The sequence below is a fragment of the Kitasatospora sp. NPDC086009 genome (genome assembly GCF_044540385.1).
In the GTDB taxonomy this organism is placed as follows: domain Bacteria; phylum Actinomycetota; class Actinomycetes; order Streptomycetales; family Streptomycetaceae; genus Kitasatospora.
The window spans coordinates 214099-231163 of record NZ_JBITSA010000005.1; the positions used below are offsets into that span (position 1 = coordinate 214099).

General features: G+C 75.5%; 15 protein-coding genes. 7 read left to right on the forward strand and 8 right to left on the reverse strand.

All coding sequences use genetic code 11. The features are described 5' to 3' along the window. The first annotated feature begins 11 nt into the window (after positions 1-11). Both ACIF6L_RS15435 and ACIF6L_RS15440 read left to right on the forward strand, forming a co-directional pair. The gene (locus ACIF6L_RS15435) at positions 12-1454 is read left to right on the forward strand and encodes an MFS transporter (protein WP_396487357.1); all 1443 of its coding nucleotides are present in this window, start codon (positions 12-14) and stop codon (positions 1452-1454) included. Next, complete coding sequence (locus tag ACIF6L_RS15440) at positions 1447-3516, forward strand: prolyl oligopeptidase family protein (RefSeq protein ID WP_396487359.1); 2070 nt, start codon at positions 1447-1449, stop codon at positions 3514-3516. Before ACIF6L_RS15435 ends, ACIF6L_RS15440 begins: the two co-directional genes overlap by 8 nt. Positions 3517-3905: 389 nt before the next feature. Here the strand turns inward: ACIF6L_RS15440 and ACIF6L_RS15445 are convergent, their stop codons facing one another. Then, positions 3906-4298 (reverse strand): ribonuclease, encoded by a 393-nt coding sequence (locus tag ACIF6L_RS15445; protein WP_329491448.1) that lies wholly within the window; start codon positions 4296-4298, stop codon positions 3906-3908. 226 nt (positions 4299-4524) lie between these two features. Continuing rightward, positions 4525-5445 (reverse strand): LysR family transcriptional regulator, encoded by a 921-nt coding sequence (locus ACIF6L_RS15450; RefSeq protein ID WP_396487361.1) that lies wholly within the window; start codon positions 5443-5445, stop codon positions 4525-4527. Positions 5446-5532: 87 nt separating this feature from the next. On the opposite strand from ACIF6L_RS15450, the gene ACIF6L_RS15455 reads away from it, so the two are divergent. Together ACIF6L_RS15455 and ACIF6L_RS15460 are read left to right on the forward strand one after the other, a co-directional pair. Further along, positions 5533-6480, forward strand: a complete 948-nt coding sequence (locus ACIF6L_RS15455) for an NAD-dependent epimerase/dehydratase family protein (RefSeq protein WP_396487363.1) — start codon at positions 5533-5535, stop codon at positions 6478-6480. Position 6481: 1 nt separating this feature from the next. Further along, positions 6482-7408: an aldo/keto reductase gene (locus ACIF6L_RS15460; protein ID WP_396487365.1), complete on the forward strand. Its 927-nt coding sequence runs from the start codon at positions 6482-6484 to the stop codon at positions 7406-7408. Between the two features lie 78 nt (positions 7409-7486). On the opposite strand, the gene ACIF6L_RS15465 is transcribed toward ACIF6L_RS15460, so the two are convergent. From ACIF6L_RS15465 to ACIF6L_RS15485, 5 genes are all read right to left on the reverse strand, one after another. After that, positions 7487-9907: a PKD domain-containing protein gene (locus ACIF6L_RS15465; protein ID WP_396487367.1), complete on the reverse strand. Its 2421-nt coding sequence runs from the start codon at positions 9905-9907 to the stop codon at positions 7487-7489. A gap of 155 nt (positions 9908-10062) precedes the next feature. Continuing rightward, a complete protein-coding gene (locus tag ACIF6L_RS15470; protein ID WP_396487369.1) occupies positions 10063-10299 on the reverse strand; it encodes a hypothetical protein in 237 nt (78 codons plus the stop codon). 150 nt (positions 10300-10449) lie between these two features. Beyond that, positions 10450-10752, reverse strand: coding sequence for a hypothetical protein (locus ACIF6L_RS15475; protein ID WP_329491442.1), 303 nt, complete (start codon positions 10750-10752; stop codon positions 10450-10452). A 47-nt stretch (positions 10753-10799) separates the two neighbouring features. Then, positions 10800-11687, reverse strand: coding sequence for a PfkB family carbohydrate kinase (locus tag ACIF6L_RS15480; RefSeq protein ID WP_359839509.1), 888 nt, complete (start codon positions 11685-11687; stop codon positions 10800-10802). A gap of 5 nt (positions 11688-11692) precedes the next feature. Beyond that, positions 11693-12619 carry a pseudouridine-5'-phosphate glycosidase gene (locus tag ACIF6L_RS15485; protein ID WP_396487370.1) on the reverse strand — a complete coding sequence of 309 codons (927 nt, stop codon included), beginning with the start codon at positions 12617-12619 and terminating at the stop codon, positions 11693-11695. Between the two features lie 115 nt (positions 12620-12734). Here ACIF6L_RS15485 and ACIF6L_RS15490 point away from each other — a divergent pair, with 115 nt between their 5' ends. Further along, a complete protein-coding gene (locus ACIF6L_RS15490) occupies positions 12735-13637 on the forward strand; it encodes a LysR substrate-binding domain-containing protein (RefSeq protein ID WP_396487372.1) in 903 nt (300 codons plus the stop codon). A gap of 178 nt (positions 13638-13815) precedes the next feature. After that, positions 13816-14112, forward strand: a complete 297-nt coding sequence (locus ACIF6L_RS15495; RefSeq protein ID WP_359804767.1) for a hypothetical protein — start codon at positions 13816-13818, stop codon at positions 14110-14112. Positions 14113-14197: 85 nt separating this feature from the next. On the opposite strand, the gene ACIF6L_RS15500 is transcribed toward ACIF6L_RS15495, so the two are convergent. Next, complete coding sequence (locus ACIF6L_RS15500) at positions 14198-15850, reverse strand: phospholipase (protein WP_396487374.1); 1653 nt, start codon at positions 15848-15850, stop codon at positions 14198-14200. Positions 15851-16191: 341 nt separating this feature from the next. Here ACIF6L_RS15500 and ACIF6L_RS15505 point away from each other — a divergent pair, with 341 nt between their 5' ends. Continuing rightward, the gene (locus ACIF6L_RS15505; protein WP_396487376.1) at positions 16192-17037 is read left to right on the forward strand and encodes a hypothetical protein; all 846 of its coding nucleotides are present in this window, start codon (positions 16192-16194) and stop codon (positions 17035-17037) included. Positions 17038-17065: the final 28 nt, after the last annotated feature.

A 17065-nucleotide genomic window follows, 5' to 3' on the forward strand; every position in this document is an offset into this window, starting at 1 on the left:
AGGGGGCGGCCATGCTGGCTGGCGTGCTGCGCACCAACCGCGACTTCCGGCGGTCCTTCCTCGCCGACCTCACGTCGAACCTGGGCTCGGCGATGTCGACGATCGCCTACCCGCTGCTGGTGCTGAGCCTGGGCGGCAACGCGGCGCAGGCCGGGGCGGTCGCCACCGTCGCCCTGGTGACCAGGCTCGGCTTCCGCCTCCCGGCGGGCGGTCTGGTGGACCGGTGGAACCGGCGCCGGGTCATGCTGACGACCGACCTGGTGCGTCTGGTGGCGGTGGCCACCATCCCGCTGGTCGCCCTCTGGGGCTCCCCGTCCTACGCCCAACTGCTGCTGGTGGCCGCGGTGGAGGGCGTCGCCACCGCGATGTTCGGGCCCGCCAACACCGTGCTCACCCGGGACGTCGTCGCCAAGGAGGACCTCGCCGACGCGCTGGGCATGGGCCAGGCCCTCCAAGCCGCCGTCAGCCTGGCCGGTCCGGCGCTGGGCGGCGTCCTCTACGCAGCCGACCGGATGCTGCCGTTCGCCGTGGACGCGCTCTCCTACGCCGTGTCGGCCGCCCTGATCTGGCGGATCACCGTCCGCCCGACGGCCGCGGAGCCACGGGCCGAGGACCGCGGGCTGACGGCGGGCATCCGCTGGCTGGTCCGCCGGCGCGAGCTGTTCGTCATCCTGGTCTACGCGGCCGTCATCAACCTGGTCGCGGCCGCCATCGATGTGATCGTCATCCTGGAGCTGCGGGCGAACGGGGCCTCCGGCTGGGTGATCGGGCCCGTGCTGTCCTGCGCGGGCGTCGGCGGGATCGTCGGCTCCCTGCTGGCGCCGTGGTTCGTCAAGCGGCTGAGCGTGCCGACCATCCTGCTCGGCATCGGGGTGGGCTGGACGGCGGTGCTGGCGGTGTTCACGCTGACCTTCGCGCCCGGGGTGGTCGCCGCCCTGCTGACGCTGCTGATGATGCTCTCGCCGGCCGCCGGCGTGGTGGTCGGGCACGCCCTGTTCGGGCAGACCCCCCGGCACCTGATCGGCCGGGTCAGCGCCGCCACCGGCCTGCTGCTCAGCGGGCTGGCCGCGCTGGGCCCGGTCGCGGCCGGCGCGCTGCTGCAGGGCCTCGGCGGGGCGGGCACCTGGGCGGTGATGGCGGTGCTGACGGCGGCGGTCACCGCGGGCGGCTGGATTCCGCTGCGGACCACCCAACGGCTCGCCGCCGGGCCGGCGGCCGACGGGGACGCGCAGCCGGCGGCCGGGCCACCGGCCACCCCGGACCTGGACGCGCAGGCCGGACCGGCCCCGGGCACCCGGACGGCTCCGGCCCCGGAGGCGGACCCGGAGCAGCCGGCGGAACCCGCCGTCGTCGCGCACGCCGCCCCGCCCGTCCCCGGCCGCGCCCCCGCGCCCGGCACCGGACCCACCGCCGCCCCGGCCGGCACCGACCCCGGGAGGAGCTCGGATGACTGACGGCCCGCCGCCGCCCGACCCGTACCGCTGGCTGGAGGACGCCGACGACCCGGCCGTCCAGGAATGGACGGAGAAGCAGGACGCCCGCTACCGCGCCGCCGCCGACGGCTGGCGGGCGCGCGCGAGTGCCGAGGCCCGGCTCACCGAGCTGTCCGAACGCCTCGGTGCCCGCTCCGCCCCCCGCCCGGCCGGCGCGCGGCTGTTCCTCATCCGCTCGCTCCCCGGCGCCGAACACCCCGAGCTGGTCGTCGTCGAACCCTCCGGCGCCGTCCGGGTCCTGGTGGATCCGGCGTTGCTCGACCCGACCGGCGGCACCACCCTGGAGGAGTGGGAGCCGTCCTGGGAGGGCCGCCGGCTCGCCTACCAGGTGGCGTCCGGCGGCACCGAGAACGCCGCCCTCTTCGTCCTGGACGTCGACACCGGCCGCGTCCTGGACGGCCCGATCGACCGGGTCCGCCGCAGCACCGTCGCCTGGCTGCCCGACGCCGACGGCTTCTACTACGTCCGCCGGCTGCACCCCGCGCTCCACCCGGGCGAGGGCCAGTACCACCGCCGGGTCCAGCTGCACCTGATCGGCGCCGACCCCGAACAGGACGCGGTGGTCTTCGGCACCGGCCGGGCGAAGACCCAGCACTACACCGTGCGGATCAGTGCGGACGGCCGCTGGCTGGTCGTCGGCGCCGCCGCCGGCGCGGTGCCCCGCCGGGACCTCTGGATCGCCGACCTGACCGAGGACCGGCCGGACCGGCCCCGGCTGCGCCCGCTCCAGGAGGGCCTCGACGCGCGGTCCCAGCCGCACCTGCGCCCCGGCACCGCGCCGGACGGCCGCTGCTGGCTCACCACCGACCTGCACGCGCCCCGGGGCCGGGTCGTGGTCACCACCCCGGGCGCCCCCACGCCGGACACCTGGACCGAACTGATCCCGGAGGACCCGCAGGCCGTCCTGGAGGACTTCGCGATCCTCGACGGTCCCGATCCGGACCGCCCGCTCGCCCTGGTGGTCCGCACCCGGCACGCCGTCGGCGAGGTCACCCTGCACGACCTGGCCGACGGCCGGCCGCTCGGCCCGGTGCCCGTCCCCCCGCTGGGCACCGTCGGCAAGGTCCGGGTCGCCGCCACCGACGCCCACCGGGCCTGGTTCGTCCACACCGACTTCGCCACTCCCCCGGCCGTGCTCTGCTACGACACCCGCACCGGTGCGGTGACGCCCTGGCCCGTCCCCGGGGCCGCCGTGGCCGAGCCCGCCGTCAACCCGGCCGACGGCCTCGAAACCCGCCGACTCGCCTTCACCTCCCGGGACGGCACCACCGTCCGGATGTTCCTGCTCGCCCGGCGCGGCGGCCCGGACCGCCCCCGGCCGGCGATCCTCACCGGCTACGGCGGCTTCGGACAGTCGCTGACGCCCGGGTACGCGCCGGAGGCCCTCGCCTGGGTCCGGGCCGGCGGGGTCTACGCCGTCGCCAACGTGCGCGGCGGGGGCGAGGAGGGCGAGCAGTGGCACCGCGACGGGATGCTCGACCGGAAGCAGAACACCTTCGACGACTTCCACGCCGCCGCCGACCACCTGGTGACAACCGGCTGGACCACCCCCGGACAGCTCGGCATCTGGGGCGCCTCCAACGGCGGCCTGCTGGTGGGCGCCGCCCTGACCCAGCGGCCCGCGAGCTTCGGGGCGGTGGTCTGCATGGCCCCCCTGCTCGACATGGCGCGCTACGAACTCTCCGGCCTCGGGCCGAGCTGGACGGGCGAGTACGGCACGGCCGCCGATCCGGAGCAGCTCGCCCGGCTGCTCTCCTACTCCCCGTACCACCACGTCCGCGCCGACACCCGCTACCCCGCCGTCCTGTTCGCCGTCTTCGACGGCGACAGCCGGGTGGACCCGCTGCACGCTCGCAAGATGACGGCCGCCCTCCAGGCCGCGACCGGCAGCGGGCAGCCGGTCCTGTTCCGTCTGGAACGCGGCGCGGGCCACGGCGCCCGCGCCGCCTCCCGCCGCACCGCGCTCTTCGCCGACCTCCTCGCCTTCTTCGCCGACCGCCTCGGCCTTCCGGCGGGCTTCTGACCCGGGGGCCGCAGCGGGGCTCACCCCGGGCGTCGCTCCCGCGACGACGGGCCCGTCCGCGGCAGCAGGAGCTTCGCCACGGCCGGCTACGGGACCGATCCGCGCGGGACCACCACCGGCGGCCACGACGACACGACCGCGCGTACGGTCGCCGTCCGCGAGGGCGAGGAGTTCGACGAGCCCGCCCTCGGGGCGGTGTTCCGGCGGATCATCGCCGACAACCGGGCCGGCGGCCGGCGTGTGCCGGAGCGCGGCGGGTGGCCGGGCGCAGCTACCCGGCCGGCCCCCGACGGGTCCGTCGGGGGCCGGGCAGGGCGGGCGGAGCGGGGTCAGGGGCCGGTCAGCAGGGTGAGCAGGTCAGCAGATCAGCAGGTCAGCAGGTCAGCAGGTCAGCAGGTGAACTTGATCAGCCGGAAGGTCGCGTAGTGGTCGCCGGTGTAGTAGTCCTCCCGGTACGCCTGGCCGGTGACGATGCGGCGGGCGCCGCGGGTGGGCGAGCCGGGGGTCACCACGGTGTACTCGTGGTAATAGCCGGTGGACCTGCTCGGCAGGACGCGCTCGCGGTTCTGGAAGACGACGCCGTCCTGGGAGTACGGGAACGGGCCGTTGCTCGCGATGAGGTCGAGGGTGTGGTCGGCCTCGGCCGGCAGCGCGGAGAGGCACACCGAGCCGCTCACGGTGGCGTGGGCCTCGGTGGCGGTCACGGCGGGGGCGAGGGTCAGCAGGGCGACGACGGTGACGGCGGCGGCGCGCGTCTTCCACGCGCGTAGAGTGCGGGTCATGACAACAGTGTGACCAGGCACGGAGCGGCGCCGGAAGGCCTGATCCAACTCTTCACCTGCGGGTAAGTCGCCGGACGGACGGGCGACTTGAACCGTACTCGGGCGGCCGGAAACCCGGCGCACGAACGCCCGCGCGCCGAACGGGCGACCGGGCCGTCCGGACAGCTCCGAACGGCCCGGTCGGCCCGGTCGGCCCCGGCCAGCCCCGTCAGCCCCATCCGGTCGGTCAGCCCCGGGCCCCGCGCCCGCCCGCTGCGGCCCCCTCCCGGAGCAGCGCGGCCAGCGACTCGGCGTACGGCGACGGGCGCCGGCCCCGGGCGACGGCGATCCCGAAGTGCCGGGCGGGGCGGGGCGCCACCACCGGCACCACCCGGGTGCCGGGCAGTACCGGGTCGAGCGCGACGGACGGGACCAGCGAGACGCCGACCCCGGCCGCGACCAGGGTGCGGGCGAAGAAGTAGTCGGTCGTGGAACCCGCCACGCGCAGTTCGAAGCCGGCCACGGCCGCGTACCGGCGCAGGAAGGTCTCGGTCTTCAGGCAGCCCAGCACCCAGCGTTCCTCGGCGAGTTCGGCGAGGTCCAGGGCCTCGCGACCGACCAGCCGGTGCCCGTCGGGCAGCACCACCGAGAGCGGATCGTCCATCAGCGGGGTCCAGTCGAGGCCGGAGCGGTCTCCGGGGAGCACCGGCAGGGGGCCGTCGAAGTGGTAGGCGAGCGCGAGGTCGGCCACCCCCTCGCGCACCATCGGCAGGCTGTCCTCGGGCTCCCGTTCCAGGATGCGCAGTTCGACCTCCGGGTGGTCGGCGGTGAACCGGGTCAGCGCCGCCGGCAGGAGGTGCCGCCCGCCGCTGGTGAAGGTGGCGAGGGTGAGCCGGGGCCGGGCCGCGCCCAGCCGGCCGATCTGCTCCTGCGCGTGGCGCAGTTCGGCGGCGACCGCGGTGGCCGCCTCCACCAGCAGCTGTCCGGCCTCGGTGAGCCGCACACCCCGGGTGGAACGCTCCACGACCGCCGTGCCCAGGCCCCGCTCCAGCGCGGCGACCTGCTGGGACACCGCGGACGGCGTGAGCCGCAGGGCGGTGGCCGCCCGGTTGAAGCTCCCGTGCTCGGCGACCGCCCGCAGCACGCCGAGCCTCCGTACGTCGATCATCGCGCTCCCTCGGTCGACAGTTCTGCTGATGACTCGTTCAGCAGGTCGGTAGTTCCGCTGATGACGGTACGGCAGCAGAGTGGGGGCATGCGAAACGTCTGCGTCATCGGCGGAAGCCGGTACTTCGGCCTGCACCTGGTCACCCTGCTGCGGGACTCCGGTACCCGCGTCACCCTCGTCAACCGCGGCTCGACCCCGCCGCCGCCCGGGGTCGAGCACGTCCGCGCCGACCGGTCCGACGAGACCGGGCTGGCCGCCGCGCTCGGCGGCCGCGACTTCGACGCGGTGATCGACCAGGTGCTCTACACCCCCGTCCAGGCGGCCGTCGCCCGCCGGGTGTTCGCCGGCCGCACCGGCCGGTACGTGATGACCTCGACGATGGAGGTGTACGACCCGGCCACCTCGCCGCTGGTGCGCACCACCGAGGGTGTTCCGGTGCCCGAGTCCGCCGTCGACCCGCTCCGGGCCGTCCCGCCGGAGCTGCCGTGGCACGATCCGGCGGCGCTCGCCCGGCGCACCGACGAGGCGACCGGGTACGCCGAGGGGAAGCGGCAGGCCGAGGCGGTGCTCGCGCAGGATCCGCCGTTCTCCTGGGCGAGCGTGCGCAGCGCCCACGTCCTGGGCGGCGGGGCGCGGGACTTCACCGGCCGGCTGGCGCACTACACGGAGCTGATCGCGGCCGGGCGGCCGGTCGCGGTGCACGCGAGGCCGCGGCCCACGTCCTTCGTCCACCACGAGGAGATCGCCGCCGCGCTGGTGCGGTCGGCGGCCTCCGGCGACGCCGGTCCGGTGAACGCGTGCTCGCCGGACGCGCTCGACGTGGTCCGGCTCTGCGAGCTGATCGCCGACCGGCTGGGGACCACCGCCCGCTACCGGGTGACGGCCGGCGAGGACGCCTCGCCGTTCTCCTTCGACCGCTGGTACCCGATGGACGACCGGCGCGCCGTCGCGCTCGGCCTGCGGTTCTCCCCGCTGGCCGACTGGCTGCCGGGCGCCGTGGCGGAGGCCGCCGCCCTCTCCCCGCGGGAGGTGTGACGTGCGACAGCGCACCATCGGCGCCGCGGCCGTCGGCGCGATCGGGCTGGGCGCGATGCCGCTCTCCGTCGAGGGCCGCCCGGACGAGGCCTCCGCCCTGGCCACCCTGCACAGCGCGCTCGACGCCGGGGTCACCCTGATCGACACCGCCGACTCCTACCACTGGCACGCCGGCGAACTCGGCCACAACGAACGGCTGGTGGCCCGCGCGCTGGCGAGCCGGACCGCCGCCGACCGCGCCGCCGTGCTGGTCGCCACCAAGGGCGGGCGCGGCCGGCCCGGTGACGGCTCCTGGACGGTCGACGGCCGCCCGGACCGGCTGCGGCAGGCCTGCGAGGGCTCGCTGCGGCGCCTGGGCGTGGCGGCGATAGACCTCTACCAGCTGCACAAGCCCGACCCCCGGGTGCCGTGGGCCGAGTCGGTGGGCGCCCTGCGCGAGCTGCTGGATGCCGGGAAGATCCGGGCCGCGGGGATCTCCAACGTCGACGAGGGGCAGATCCTGGTCGCGCGGGACATCCTGGGCGCCAACCTGGTCTCGGTGCAGAACCGCTTCTCCCCCGCCGTCCGCTCCGCCGAGCCGGAGCTGCGGCTCTGCGAGCGCCTGGGGCTGGCCTTCCTGCCGTGGAGTCCGCTCGGCGGGCTGTCGCGCAGTGTCCTCGACGGCCCCGACGACGTCGCCGTCACGTCCGGCGCGTTCCACCGGATCGCCGCCGAGCGGGGCGTCTCGCCCCAGCGGATCGGCCTGGCCTGGCTGCTCGCACTGTCCCCCGCCGTCGTCCCGATCCCGGGCGCCCGCCGGTCCGCCAGCATCCGCGACTCCGCCGCGGCCGCCGACCTCACCCTCACCCCGGCCGAACTCACCGAGCTCTCCGAACTCAGCTCACTCGCCGCACCGTTCGGCCCGGCGCAGCCCGGGCCCACCGGGTGAGGCTCCGGCCGTCGAAACGGCGGAGAGCCGGGGCACGCAGTCGCTGCGCGCCCCGGCCCTCCGCCGGCACTGCCCGGATCAGCCGTAGATCGTGAACACCGAGTCGCCCTGCCCGCCGTAGGCGTTGCTCAGGGCGAAGACGTGGCTGCTCGGACGGAAGATCCCGAAGGTCGTCCGGCCCCGGCCCAGCCAGTCGCCGACCACCGGAAGGTCACCCTTGACGCCGTAGGCGGCGGTGGAGACGCTGCCGTCGTCGTGCCGCAGGATGAACAGGTTCGGGTCGCCCTCGTTCCGCCCGGGGCGGAAGACGCCGAACTGGGCGTGGTGCACGCCGTCCCAGTCACCCACCACCGGAAGGTCGCCCTGGTCGCCGAAGCCCATGGTGGAGACGCTGCCGTTGTCGTGCCGCACCGCGAGGGTGCTGGTGCTCGGACGGAAGATGGCCAGCTGGTCGTGGTTGTCGCGGTCCCAGGCACCGACGACCGGGAGGTCGCCCGGCTCCCCGAACTGGACCGTGGAGACGGACTTGTCGGAGTGCTGCAGGGCGAAGGTGCCGGTGCTCGGACGGTAGATGCCGGACTGGCACCGGCAGGTGTTGTCCCAGGCGCCGACCACCGGAAGGTCACCCGGGTCCCCGAGGCTCCAGACCAGGTTCGCCTGGCCGGAGGCCTTCTGGTAGGAGAGCGCCCAACGGCCCTTGTCGAAGAGCCCGACGTGGCTGGTGGGGCCGCCGAAGTAGCCGGCGAACGGCACGCCGGCCTGCGGACCGGCGACGTTCTGCTGGGTCCCGGTGCTCGCGGTCCGGCCGTGGTCGTCGACGACGGTCTCGGTGACGGTGTACGAGCCGGCCACGCCGTACTCGTGGGTGACACCGCTCGGCGGGGTCGGTCCCTCGCTGACGGCCGGGGCCGTGCCGTCACCGAAGTCGATGACGTAGCGGGCCACCGGCCAGGGGCTGACGGTCCGGTCCGTGACGGTGACCTGGGCGACGGTGCGATCGGGCTGGTACACCCCGAAGGACGGGCGGAGCTCGCCCACCGGGGCCAGCTTCACCGTCCCGGTGGAGGTGCGGACCAGGCCGGTCTCGCTGGTCGCGGTGAGCGTCAGGGTGTAGCTGCCGCCGGCCGGGTAGTCGTGGTCGATGGTGATGTTGCCCGAGGTCACCGGGACCGGCGCGGTGCCGTCACCGAAGTCCAGGGTGGCGCCGACCGGTGCCCAGCCGGGGGTGTACCAGACCGTGGCCCGGGCGTTCAGCGGGTGCCCGGTGGTCGAGTAGGGCAGCGCCGACACCATGACGGACATGGTGTCCTGCAGCTCCACGGCGCCGCGGTCCTGGTAGCCGTTGCCGGTACCGGTGTTGGCGATCTTCGGGTGGTCGGCGCGCGGGTCTCCGTAGAGGTCGGTGTCCAGGGTGCCGGGAGCCGAGGCGTCGGCGGCGTCCGTCAGGCCCTCGACCGCGACCGGCCGGTAGTCCGTGGCCCACGGGGAGAAGGCCGGATCGGCCCCGTTGTCGTGGGCGCCCTGGCCGGTGGCGCGGAAGGCCTCCGGCGTCGCGTAGGAGGTGCCGCCCCACGCGTAGGCGGCGGCGCCCGGCGCGGGCTGGACGCTGTTGTAGTCGACCTTGGTGCCCTGGGTCGAGCCCGCCGACACCGTCAGCGCGACCGAGGAGACCGGTACTCCGCCGCACCAGTCCGCCGGACGCTTCGCCAGCACGTTGTTCTCGACGGTCGCGCCGGAGGAGTTGCCCGCGAACTCGATGTCGCTCAGGCAGTTCCGCCCGAAGGTGTTGCCGACCACGACGGTGCCGGGGGCGTCGGTGACCAGCACGCCCCGGCCCTCGGTCTCGGTCACCCGGTTGGTGGTGAGGACGGTGCCCGTCACCCCGGCCTCGACCGCCACGCCGATCGGGCCGGCCGAGGCGATCTGGCTGCGGCTCACCGTGACGCCGGCGCTGTGGCCGGTGATCCGGACGGCCGGACCCGGCTGGGCCGCGCCGCCGCTGCCCCCGCCCACGATGGTGCGGTCCAGGACGATCCGCTCGGAGTCCTTGACGAGCACGCCCTCCTGCGGGGCCATGATCTGCAGGCCCGTCACGGTGACGTCGTGCACGCCCGAGATCAGGAAGCCGTAGCCGGGGGCGTCCGGCCCGTCCTGCTGACCGACCTCGACGCCCGTCGCCGGAACCTTGTAGGGAATGTCGGCCTTGAAGACGATCGGCTTGCCGGGCAGGCCCGAGCGCCTGACCGTGATCATGCCCTGGTAGGTGCGGTTCGGGGCGATCTGGACGGTCTGCCCCGGCTGGGCCGCGTCCGCGGCGGCCTGGATCCCGCAGTACGGCTGGGCCTGGGTGCCGGCCCCGGCGTCCGAGCAGTGCGCGGTGGTGCTGTTGTCCACGTAGAGCACGGCGGTCTCGGCCTGCGCGACCGAAGGCAGCGCGGTTCCCGCGCCGGCCGAGCAGGCGACGGCGATGGCTATGCCAACGCGACGGTGGAACGACAAAGTTGATCCCCCTGGGGTGACGTTCTGGTGGTGCGCCGGTCCAGAGGACGCCGAGAGACCCAGGGCGTCCCTCCTGCGCGGCGATCAGTATCCACGACGGCGCCGCAGCTCCGCACCCCGGTATCGGAGCTGCGGCGGCGGGCCCCGGGCCGGGGTCAGGAAAGGTCGGCGGCCGGGCTCTTCTCGGGCTGGACGGCGCAGACCGCGTTGACGCCGCCCGGGCCGAACAGCAGGGATCCGCCGACCAGGGTGCCCACCACGCCGCGGCAGACGGCGGCCTCCTGGGGCGTCTTCGGGCCTTCGGCGGCCGCCGGGTGGGCGGCCAGCAGCGGAGCGGCGAGCAGCAGGACGGCACCGGCCGCGCGGACGGCGTGGCGGAGCGGCTTCGGCATCGGGCTGAGCGGGAGCATGGGTCGGCCTTTCGGATCGGCGGGGGACGAGCCATCGCGGATCGGCGATGGACGAGCCATCCCTATCGGACCGGCCGTGCGCGGCGCCGGACTCTGCGCCGTCCGTGGGCGTGTCAGCCCGTGCCCGTCCGCTCAGCGCTCGTCCGGGTAGCCCCACTCGACGGCCGGGCGGGCGTGCGGCGCGACCTTCCCGACGGCCTCGGTGACGGCGCGCTCGAACGCCGGCCGCCAGGCGTAGAAGCGGGTGATGACCAGCGGGTACTCGCTCTCGCCCGAGACGATGAACTCCCCGTCCAGCTCGCCCACGCCGATCCGCACCTCGTCGTCGATCCGCTCGTCCCGCAGCACGGCGGCGAGGGCGTGCACCACCTCCCACGCCTGCTCCCGGCCGGTGAGGCCGTCGACGAAGAGGGCGAGTTCTATGTTGACCGACACGGGGGGAATGGTATCCGGGCCGCCCCCGCCGACCGGCGGCGGGCGGGTCAGCGGGGGCCGAAGGACGCCCCGGGCGAGGCCAGCACCCTGGCGGCGCAGCGGTGGCCGCGCGCGGTGGCCTCGCGCAGGCCGACCTCGGCCAGGAAGCCGGCCAGGAAGCCCGCGGCGAACGCGTCGCCGGCGCCGGTGAGGTCGCGGACCTCGCCGACCGGCGGGACGGGCACCGCGAAGGGGGCCCGCCCGGGCGCGTCCACGGTGGTCGCCGCCGCGCCGGCCTTGGTGACCACCGTGGTGCCCGCCAGCCGGGCCCGCTCCGGGCCGGGCCGGCCCTCCACCAGAAGCCCGAGGAAGGCGGCCTCCTCCTGGTTGGCGAACAGCAGGGTGGGCGTCAACCCGGCGGCCAGGGCGAGGAAGCGCTCTCGGCCGAAGCCGGCGAGCATGCCGGTCGAGGAGGCGTCGAGCGAGGTGGTGCCGCCCGCCCGGCGCACCCGCCGCAGGGCGTCGGCCGCCGCGCTCCCGACCGGCTCCCCGTCGAAGGAGTAGGCGGGCACGTGCAGGTGGGTCAGACCGGCGAGCCACTCGTCCGGCACGGTGTCCAGCAGGGTGGCCGCGCCCCGGTCGGGGAGCATCGTCCGCTCCCCGGCGTCGTCGACGAGGACGACGATGCTGCCCGTCTGCCCCCGCCTGACGACCCGTACGTCGACGCCGTGGCCCGTCAGTTCGGCGACCAGAGCGTCCCCCGCCGGGTCGTCGCCGACGCAGCCGAGGAACCGTGCGGGCCACTGCCCGGCGGCGAATCCCGCGACGTTCGCCGCGCTGCCGCCGCGCCGCCGGAAGACCCTGGCCGTGGAGTCGGTGCCGTGCCGCAGCGGCCCGTCGACCCAGACGACGACGTCCTCGACGAGGTCGCCGAGTACCCCGAGTACCTCGATCACCGGCGCTACTCCCCGCCCCGCAGCGCCGCCAGCGCGGCGGCGATCCGGCCGCCGAGGAGGACGTTGCCCCGGTAGACCGCGACGTTGACGTCCAGGCTGCGGCCCTGCGTGTCGCGCTGGATGAAGTCGAGCAGGAACGGCGTCGAGGCGTTGCCGGTGATGCCCCGGCGCTCGGCCTCGGCCCAGGCCCTGGTCAGCAGCGCGTCGAGCTCCTGGGGCGGCAACTGCTCGGCCGGGTCCACCGGGTTGGCGATCAGCACGGCCTGGGGCAGCTCCAGCCCGTCCCGGGCCGCGATGATCCGCGCGGCCTCCTCCGGGGAGTCCACCCGGTAGGCGATCTCGTGCCCGGAGTCGGTGACGTAGAAGCCGGGGTACCGGCGCGTCCGGTAGCCGATGACGGGGATGTTGAGCGTCTCGAAGCGCTCCAGGGTGGCCCGGATGTCCAGGATCGACTTCACGCCCGCGCTGATCACGGTGACGGGCGTGGCGGCCAGCGTGGTGAGGTCGGCGGACTCGTCGAAGCTCTCGGCCGCGCCGAAGTGCACGCCGCCCAGGCCGCCGGTGGAGAAGACCCGGATCCCCGCCCGGTGGGCGAGGAAGGCGGTGGCCGCGACGGTCGTCCCGCCGTGCCGGCCCAGCGCGGCGACCACCGGCAGGTCGCGCAGGCTCGCCTTGTCCAGGTCGTCCGACTCGGACAGTTCCTTGATCTGGTCCGGGCCGAGTCCCACGGTGGGCACCCCGGCGAAGACGCCGATCGTCGCCGGGACGACCCCGGCGGCTCGCAACCGCTCCTCCGCCTCCAGCGCGACCTCCAGGTTGCGGGGCCGCGGAAGGCCGTGCGTGAAGATGGTCGACTCCAGGGCGACGACGGGCGCGCCGTCGGCGACGGCCCGGGCGACGTCGTCGGAGATCCGGATGGGCAGTCCGCTCATGGGAGGCACGAACTCTCTCTGGGATGCCACCACGCTGTGGCAGTTCCGGTCAGCCTAGGGACGGTTCGCATCGGGATCCAGAAGGAGTACCGGGCCTTCCCATAGGGTTTCGACTATGGGATTCACCTTGCGTCAGCTCGAAGTCTTCCTCGCGGTCGCCGACGGTCTGCACTTCGGCCGCGCCGCCGAGCGCCTGCACATCTCGCAGCCGACGGTCAGTCAGGAGGTCGCCCGGCTGGAGCGGGCGGTCGGCGTCGAGCTCTTCGACCGCAGCCGCCGGGCCGTCGCCCTCACCCCGGCGGGCGAGGTGATGGCCGACGAGAGCGCCCGGCTCCTCGGCCAGGCCGCCGCCCTGCTCGCCCGGGTCCGGCTGCACGAGGAGGCGCGGACGGGCACCGCCCGGATCGTCGCCTCCCCCAGCGTGATGAACCGGCTGCTGCCCGCCGTGGTCAGCCGGGCCGAGCGCGAACTGCCCGCGCTGGACACCGCGGAGCTCGCCGTCGACACCGGCCGCGTCTCCTCGACGCTGGCCGCCGAGCTGGCCGACATCGGCCTGGGCCGCTTCCTCGACGAGATGCCCGGCTACCGGCGGGAGACCCTCGCCGACGAGCCCGTCCGGGTCGCGCTGGGCCGCGACCACCCGCTGGCCGGGCGCGACGCCGTCCGGCTGTCCGAGCTGCGGGACCTCCCGCTGCTGCTCTGGCCCCGCGAGCAGCACCCGCGCTACTACGACCACGTCCTCGGACTCTGCTCCGAGCACGGCGTGGAGCCGCCGGTCCTGGTGAGCCCGCCGCGCATCGTCGGCTCACGGCTCTACCTGCTCTCCCAGAACCGGGCGTTCTCGCTCGTCCCCCGCTCGATGACCGGTCACCTCACCGAGGAGGTGGTCACCGTCCCGCTCGCCGGCCGGGCCACCCTGCCGCTGGAGATGCAGTGGCGGCTCGACGACGGCCGGCCCCGGCTGGCGGCGCTGCGCGAGCTGATCCGCCAGGAGGCGGGCACGCTCCAGGGCGGCTGAGCTCCAGGACGGCGGATGCGAGCCGCCGGCCGCCGCTCGCGCCACCGTCGCGCCAGCGCACGCGCCACCGCGTGCGCCACGGCGGGCCGGGTACGGGGGGAGGCGCGTGCCGAATCGTTCGCCACCAGGGAGGGGAAACCGGCCAGAACCGGCCGGGTGGCCGGAATGTTGCATCCACGTGAACCGGTTCCGCAGACTCTCGCACCATGCCGCCCACCGCACCGCCCTGACCTGTACCGCTCTGGTGCACGGCGGCCGAGCCCTGGCCGCGGCCGTCGAACGCCTCGACCGCCGGGCCATCGCCCTCTTGCTCGGGCTGGTCCGCCCGGTCACCGCCCGGCTGACCGCCCTGCTGCGCCGCGCGGTGGCCGCCAACTGCGGCGACGCGTTGAACCGGCACCTCCCCTGCCGCGGTCGGGAGCCCGTCCAGGACCGGTGGACCGAGGGCGCGCCCGGGCACCGGGACGCCGGCTGACCGCCCGGGGCCGGGGCCACCCGCCGGCGGGGCGGGGGCGGGCGGGCGCGAACCGACCGTCAGATGTGGTCCCGGGGCCCGAGGATCAAGCCCGGCAGAGCCCGGTCGTCCAGTCGACGGTCGCGGCGGCCTGCGAGTACGTCCACTCCGGCGCCAGCAGGTCGCGGTCCAGCTGGGCCGCCGCACCCTTGTCCTCGACCACGTAGCCGAAGTCCTGCAGCCAGGCCGGGTAGAGGTTCTTCGACCCGATGTAGAAGGCCGAGCCGTCGACCGCGACCAGCTTGTGGTGCAGCGCGTACGGGTGCCCGTCCGCCCAGGTGGCGGTCGGCGCGGCGCGGAAGGACGCGAGCTGGAGGTTGCCGCAGAGCGCGGCGCCCGCCTTCGCCGGGTCGCCGGTCAGCCGGGTCAGCCGGGCCCGCAGCACGTCGGAGACCTCGGAGAGCGACTTGATCTGCGAGTAGCCCCCGCTGCCGACCGTGCCCCGGTTCGCCGGGTCGCTGACCACGATCCGCACCTTGACCCCGGCCACCAGCTTGGCGGCCAGCAGGTCGTAGAGCCGGGCGTCGTAGCGCGGCAGCGGCGGGCAGGTGCCGTTCATGTCCTGCTGGGAGATCTCGATGTGGCTGCTCGCACTGCCGACGAGCGCGCGCAGGGCGTTCTCCTCGGGATTGACCGTCTCGTAGTCGCGGTCGGCGTTGGTGTTGTCGTGCAGGGCCAGCGGACCGCACTGGGTCTCGGAGACCCCGGCGACCGGGGCGGGCCGGTAGGCCGAGGCGGGGTCCGCGGCCTTGACGCCGACACCCAGGCCGCCGACGGCGATCACCGGAACGCTGCCGGTGGCGGGCGCGGCGGGGTTGGTGTCCCGCTCCATCGAGGGCCGGCAGGCACCGCCGTCGGAGGAGGCGAACCACGCGTTGTCGAACAGGCCGGTGCGGCCGCAGGTCCACGCCCACAGGGTGTCCAGGTAGCGCGCGGCCGAGGTGGCGGCCGGGCCGGTCAGGGCGAGGTCGACGTCCGAGACGGGGTGCGCGGTGTCCAGGTAGTCGTCCTTCCACCCGTTGATGCCACCGGCGATCACGCTCCGGCCGTCGACCACCAGCAGCTTGGAGTGGTTCCAGGAGAACGCCGTGCGGGAGGTGGTCATCGAGGCGACGTTCAGCGTCACCGAGCCGGCCGCGGGGCCGAGCCTGGCCAGCAGCTCGTCGCGGTAGCGGGAGGGGAGGACGTTGGCGTTGTAGAGCGGTGCCGCGCCCACCAGGATCCGCACCTGGGGGCGGTGGCCGGCCGCGACCGAGGCCTTGAGCCCCGCCACCAGCGCGTCCTGGAAGCCGCCGTTGGGGAACGGCGCGAGGGTGGAGACGTCGACCGTCCGGGTGGCCGAGGCGACGTCCGCCTGCATCCTGGCCAGCAGCGCACGGGTGCCCCGGCGGTCGGCGCAGCCGGCGTCACCCCAGCAGCCGGGCGTCTGGAGCAGCCAGCCGGCCGGATCGTCGGGGGCGCCGGCCAGCGCGTTGCCCTCGGTGCGCTCCCAGACCGAGCCCTCCAGACCGGGCGACACCTCGCGCAGCGCGCGCTCGACGGCGTCGAGGTGGGCCGTCCCCCCGTCGGCGGTGGCACCCTCGGCGGGGGCCGCGAGGGCCGACGGGGGCGGGACGGCGGCGAACAGGGTGGTGGCTGCGGCGACGGCCAGGGCCGAGCGGACGAGGCGGCCGGACCGGCGGGACCAGGGGAGGCGCACGTGAGGTTCCTTCAGGGAGCGGCGGGTGGTTCACCCGCGGGACACCCTGAGATTACCGAAAAGTAACTTGCTGTCGAATCTGCGCATGACAACCAGTCACCGGGCCGGAAACAGACCCGCCGGTCGACCCCCGCCGATCGGCCGACACATCGTCAGGCGCCGGTGTGACGGTACGTCGATCAGCGGTGTCACGCGGCGGGACGCGCTCGCGGGACGCGGCGGGCCGACCGTCCGTCCCGGTCACACCGGGGCACGTCCGGGCGGGTGACGGCGGCGGCGATCCGGACCCCGCGACCGGCGAGCCGGGCGCCCGCCCGGCCCCGGATCCGTAGCGTCGGCCCATGCTCCTCGGCCTGCTGGCGGCGCTCCTGGCCGCCCTCCTCACCGGCTCGGCCACCGTCCTCCAGGCGGTGGGCGCGCGCCGCGCCGCGGTGGGCCACCACGCGGGCGAGGCCGCCGCGCTCGCCGGGGCGTTCCGCCAGTGGCCGTTCCTGGTGGGTGTCGGAATGGACATGCTCGGGTTCGCCGCCGAGCTGGTCGCGCTGGAGCGGCTGCCGCTCTACGAGGTCGAGGCCGCCCTGGCCTCCGCCCTCGCCGTCACCGCCGTGGGGGCGTCCCGGGTGCTGCGGATCCGGCTGCGGCGCAGCGAGTGGATCGGGGTGGCCTCGGTCTGTGCCGGGCTCTGCGTCCTCGCGCTCACCGCCGGACACGACGGCCGCGGGTCCGGCGACCAGCCGCTGCGCCTGGGCGTGCTGCTCGTCTCGGTCGCCCTGACGGCCGTGGGGTGGGCGGTGGTCCACCTGGCCGGGGCGCGGCGCGCCCCGCTGCTCGGCCTGGTGGCCGGCCTGCAGTTCGGGGTGGTGGGCGTCGCGGTCCGGGTCCTGCCGGGGGCACGGCTGCCGGAGCTGTTCGGCGAACCCTCGGCGTACGCGATCGCCGTCGCCGGGCTGGGCGGCTTCACCGCGCTCACCTGGGCCATGCAGAGCGGGTCGGTCACCGCCGCGACGGCGGCGATGGTGCTCGGCGAGACCCTGGGCCCCGCGATCGTCGGGGTGCTGCTGCTCGGCGACCACACCCGTCACGACGCGACGCCGCTCGCCGTCGCCGGGTTCGCCGCCGCGGTCCTGGGCGCGCTGACCCTGGCGCGCTTCGGTGACGCCGAGCAACCCGCCACCGCCGGGACCTGAGCCCCGGACGGCCGCCGGCTCCCCGCGG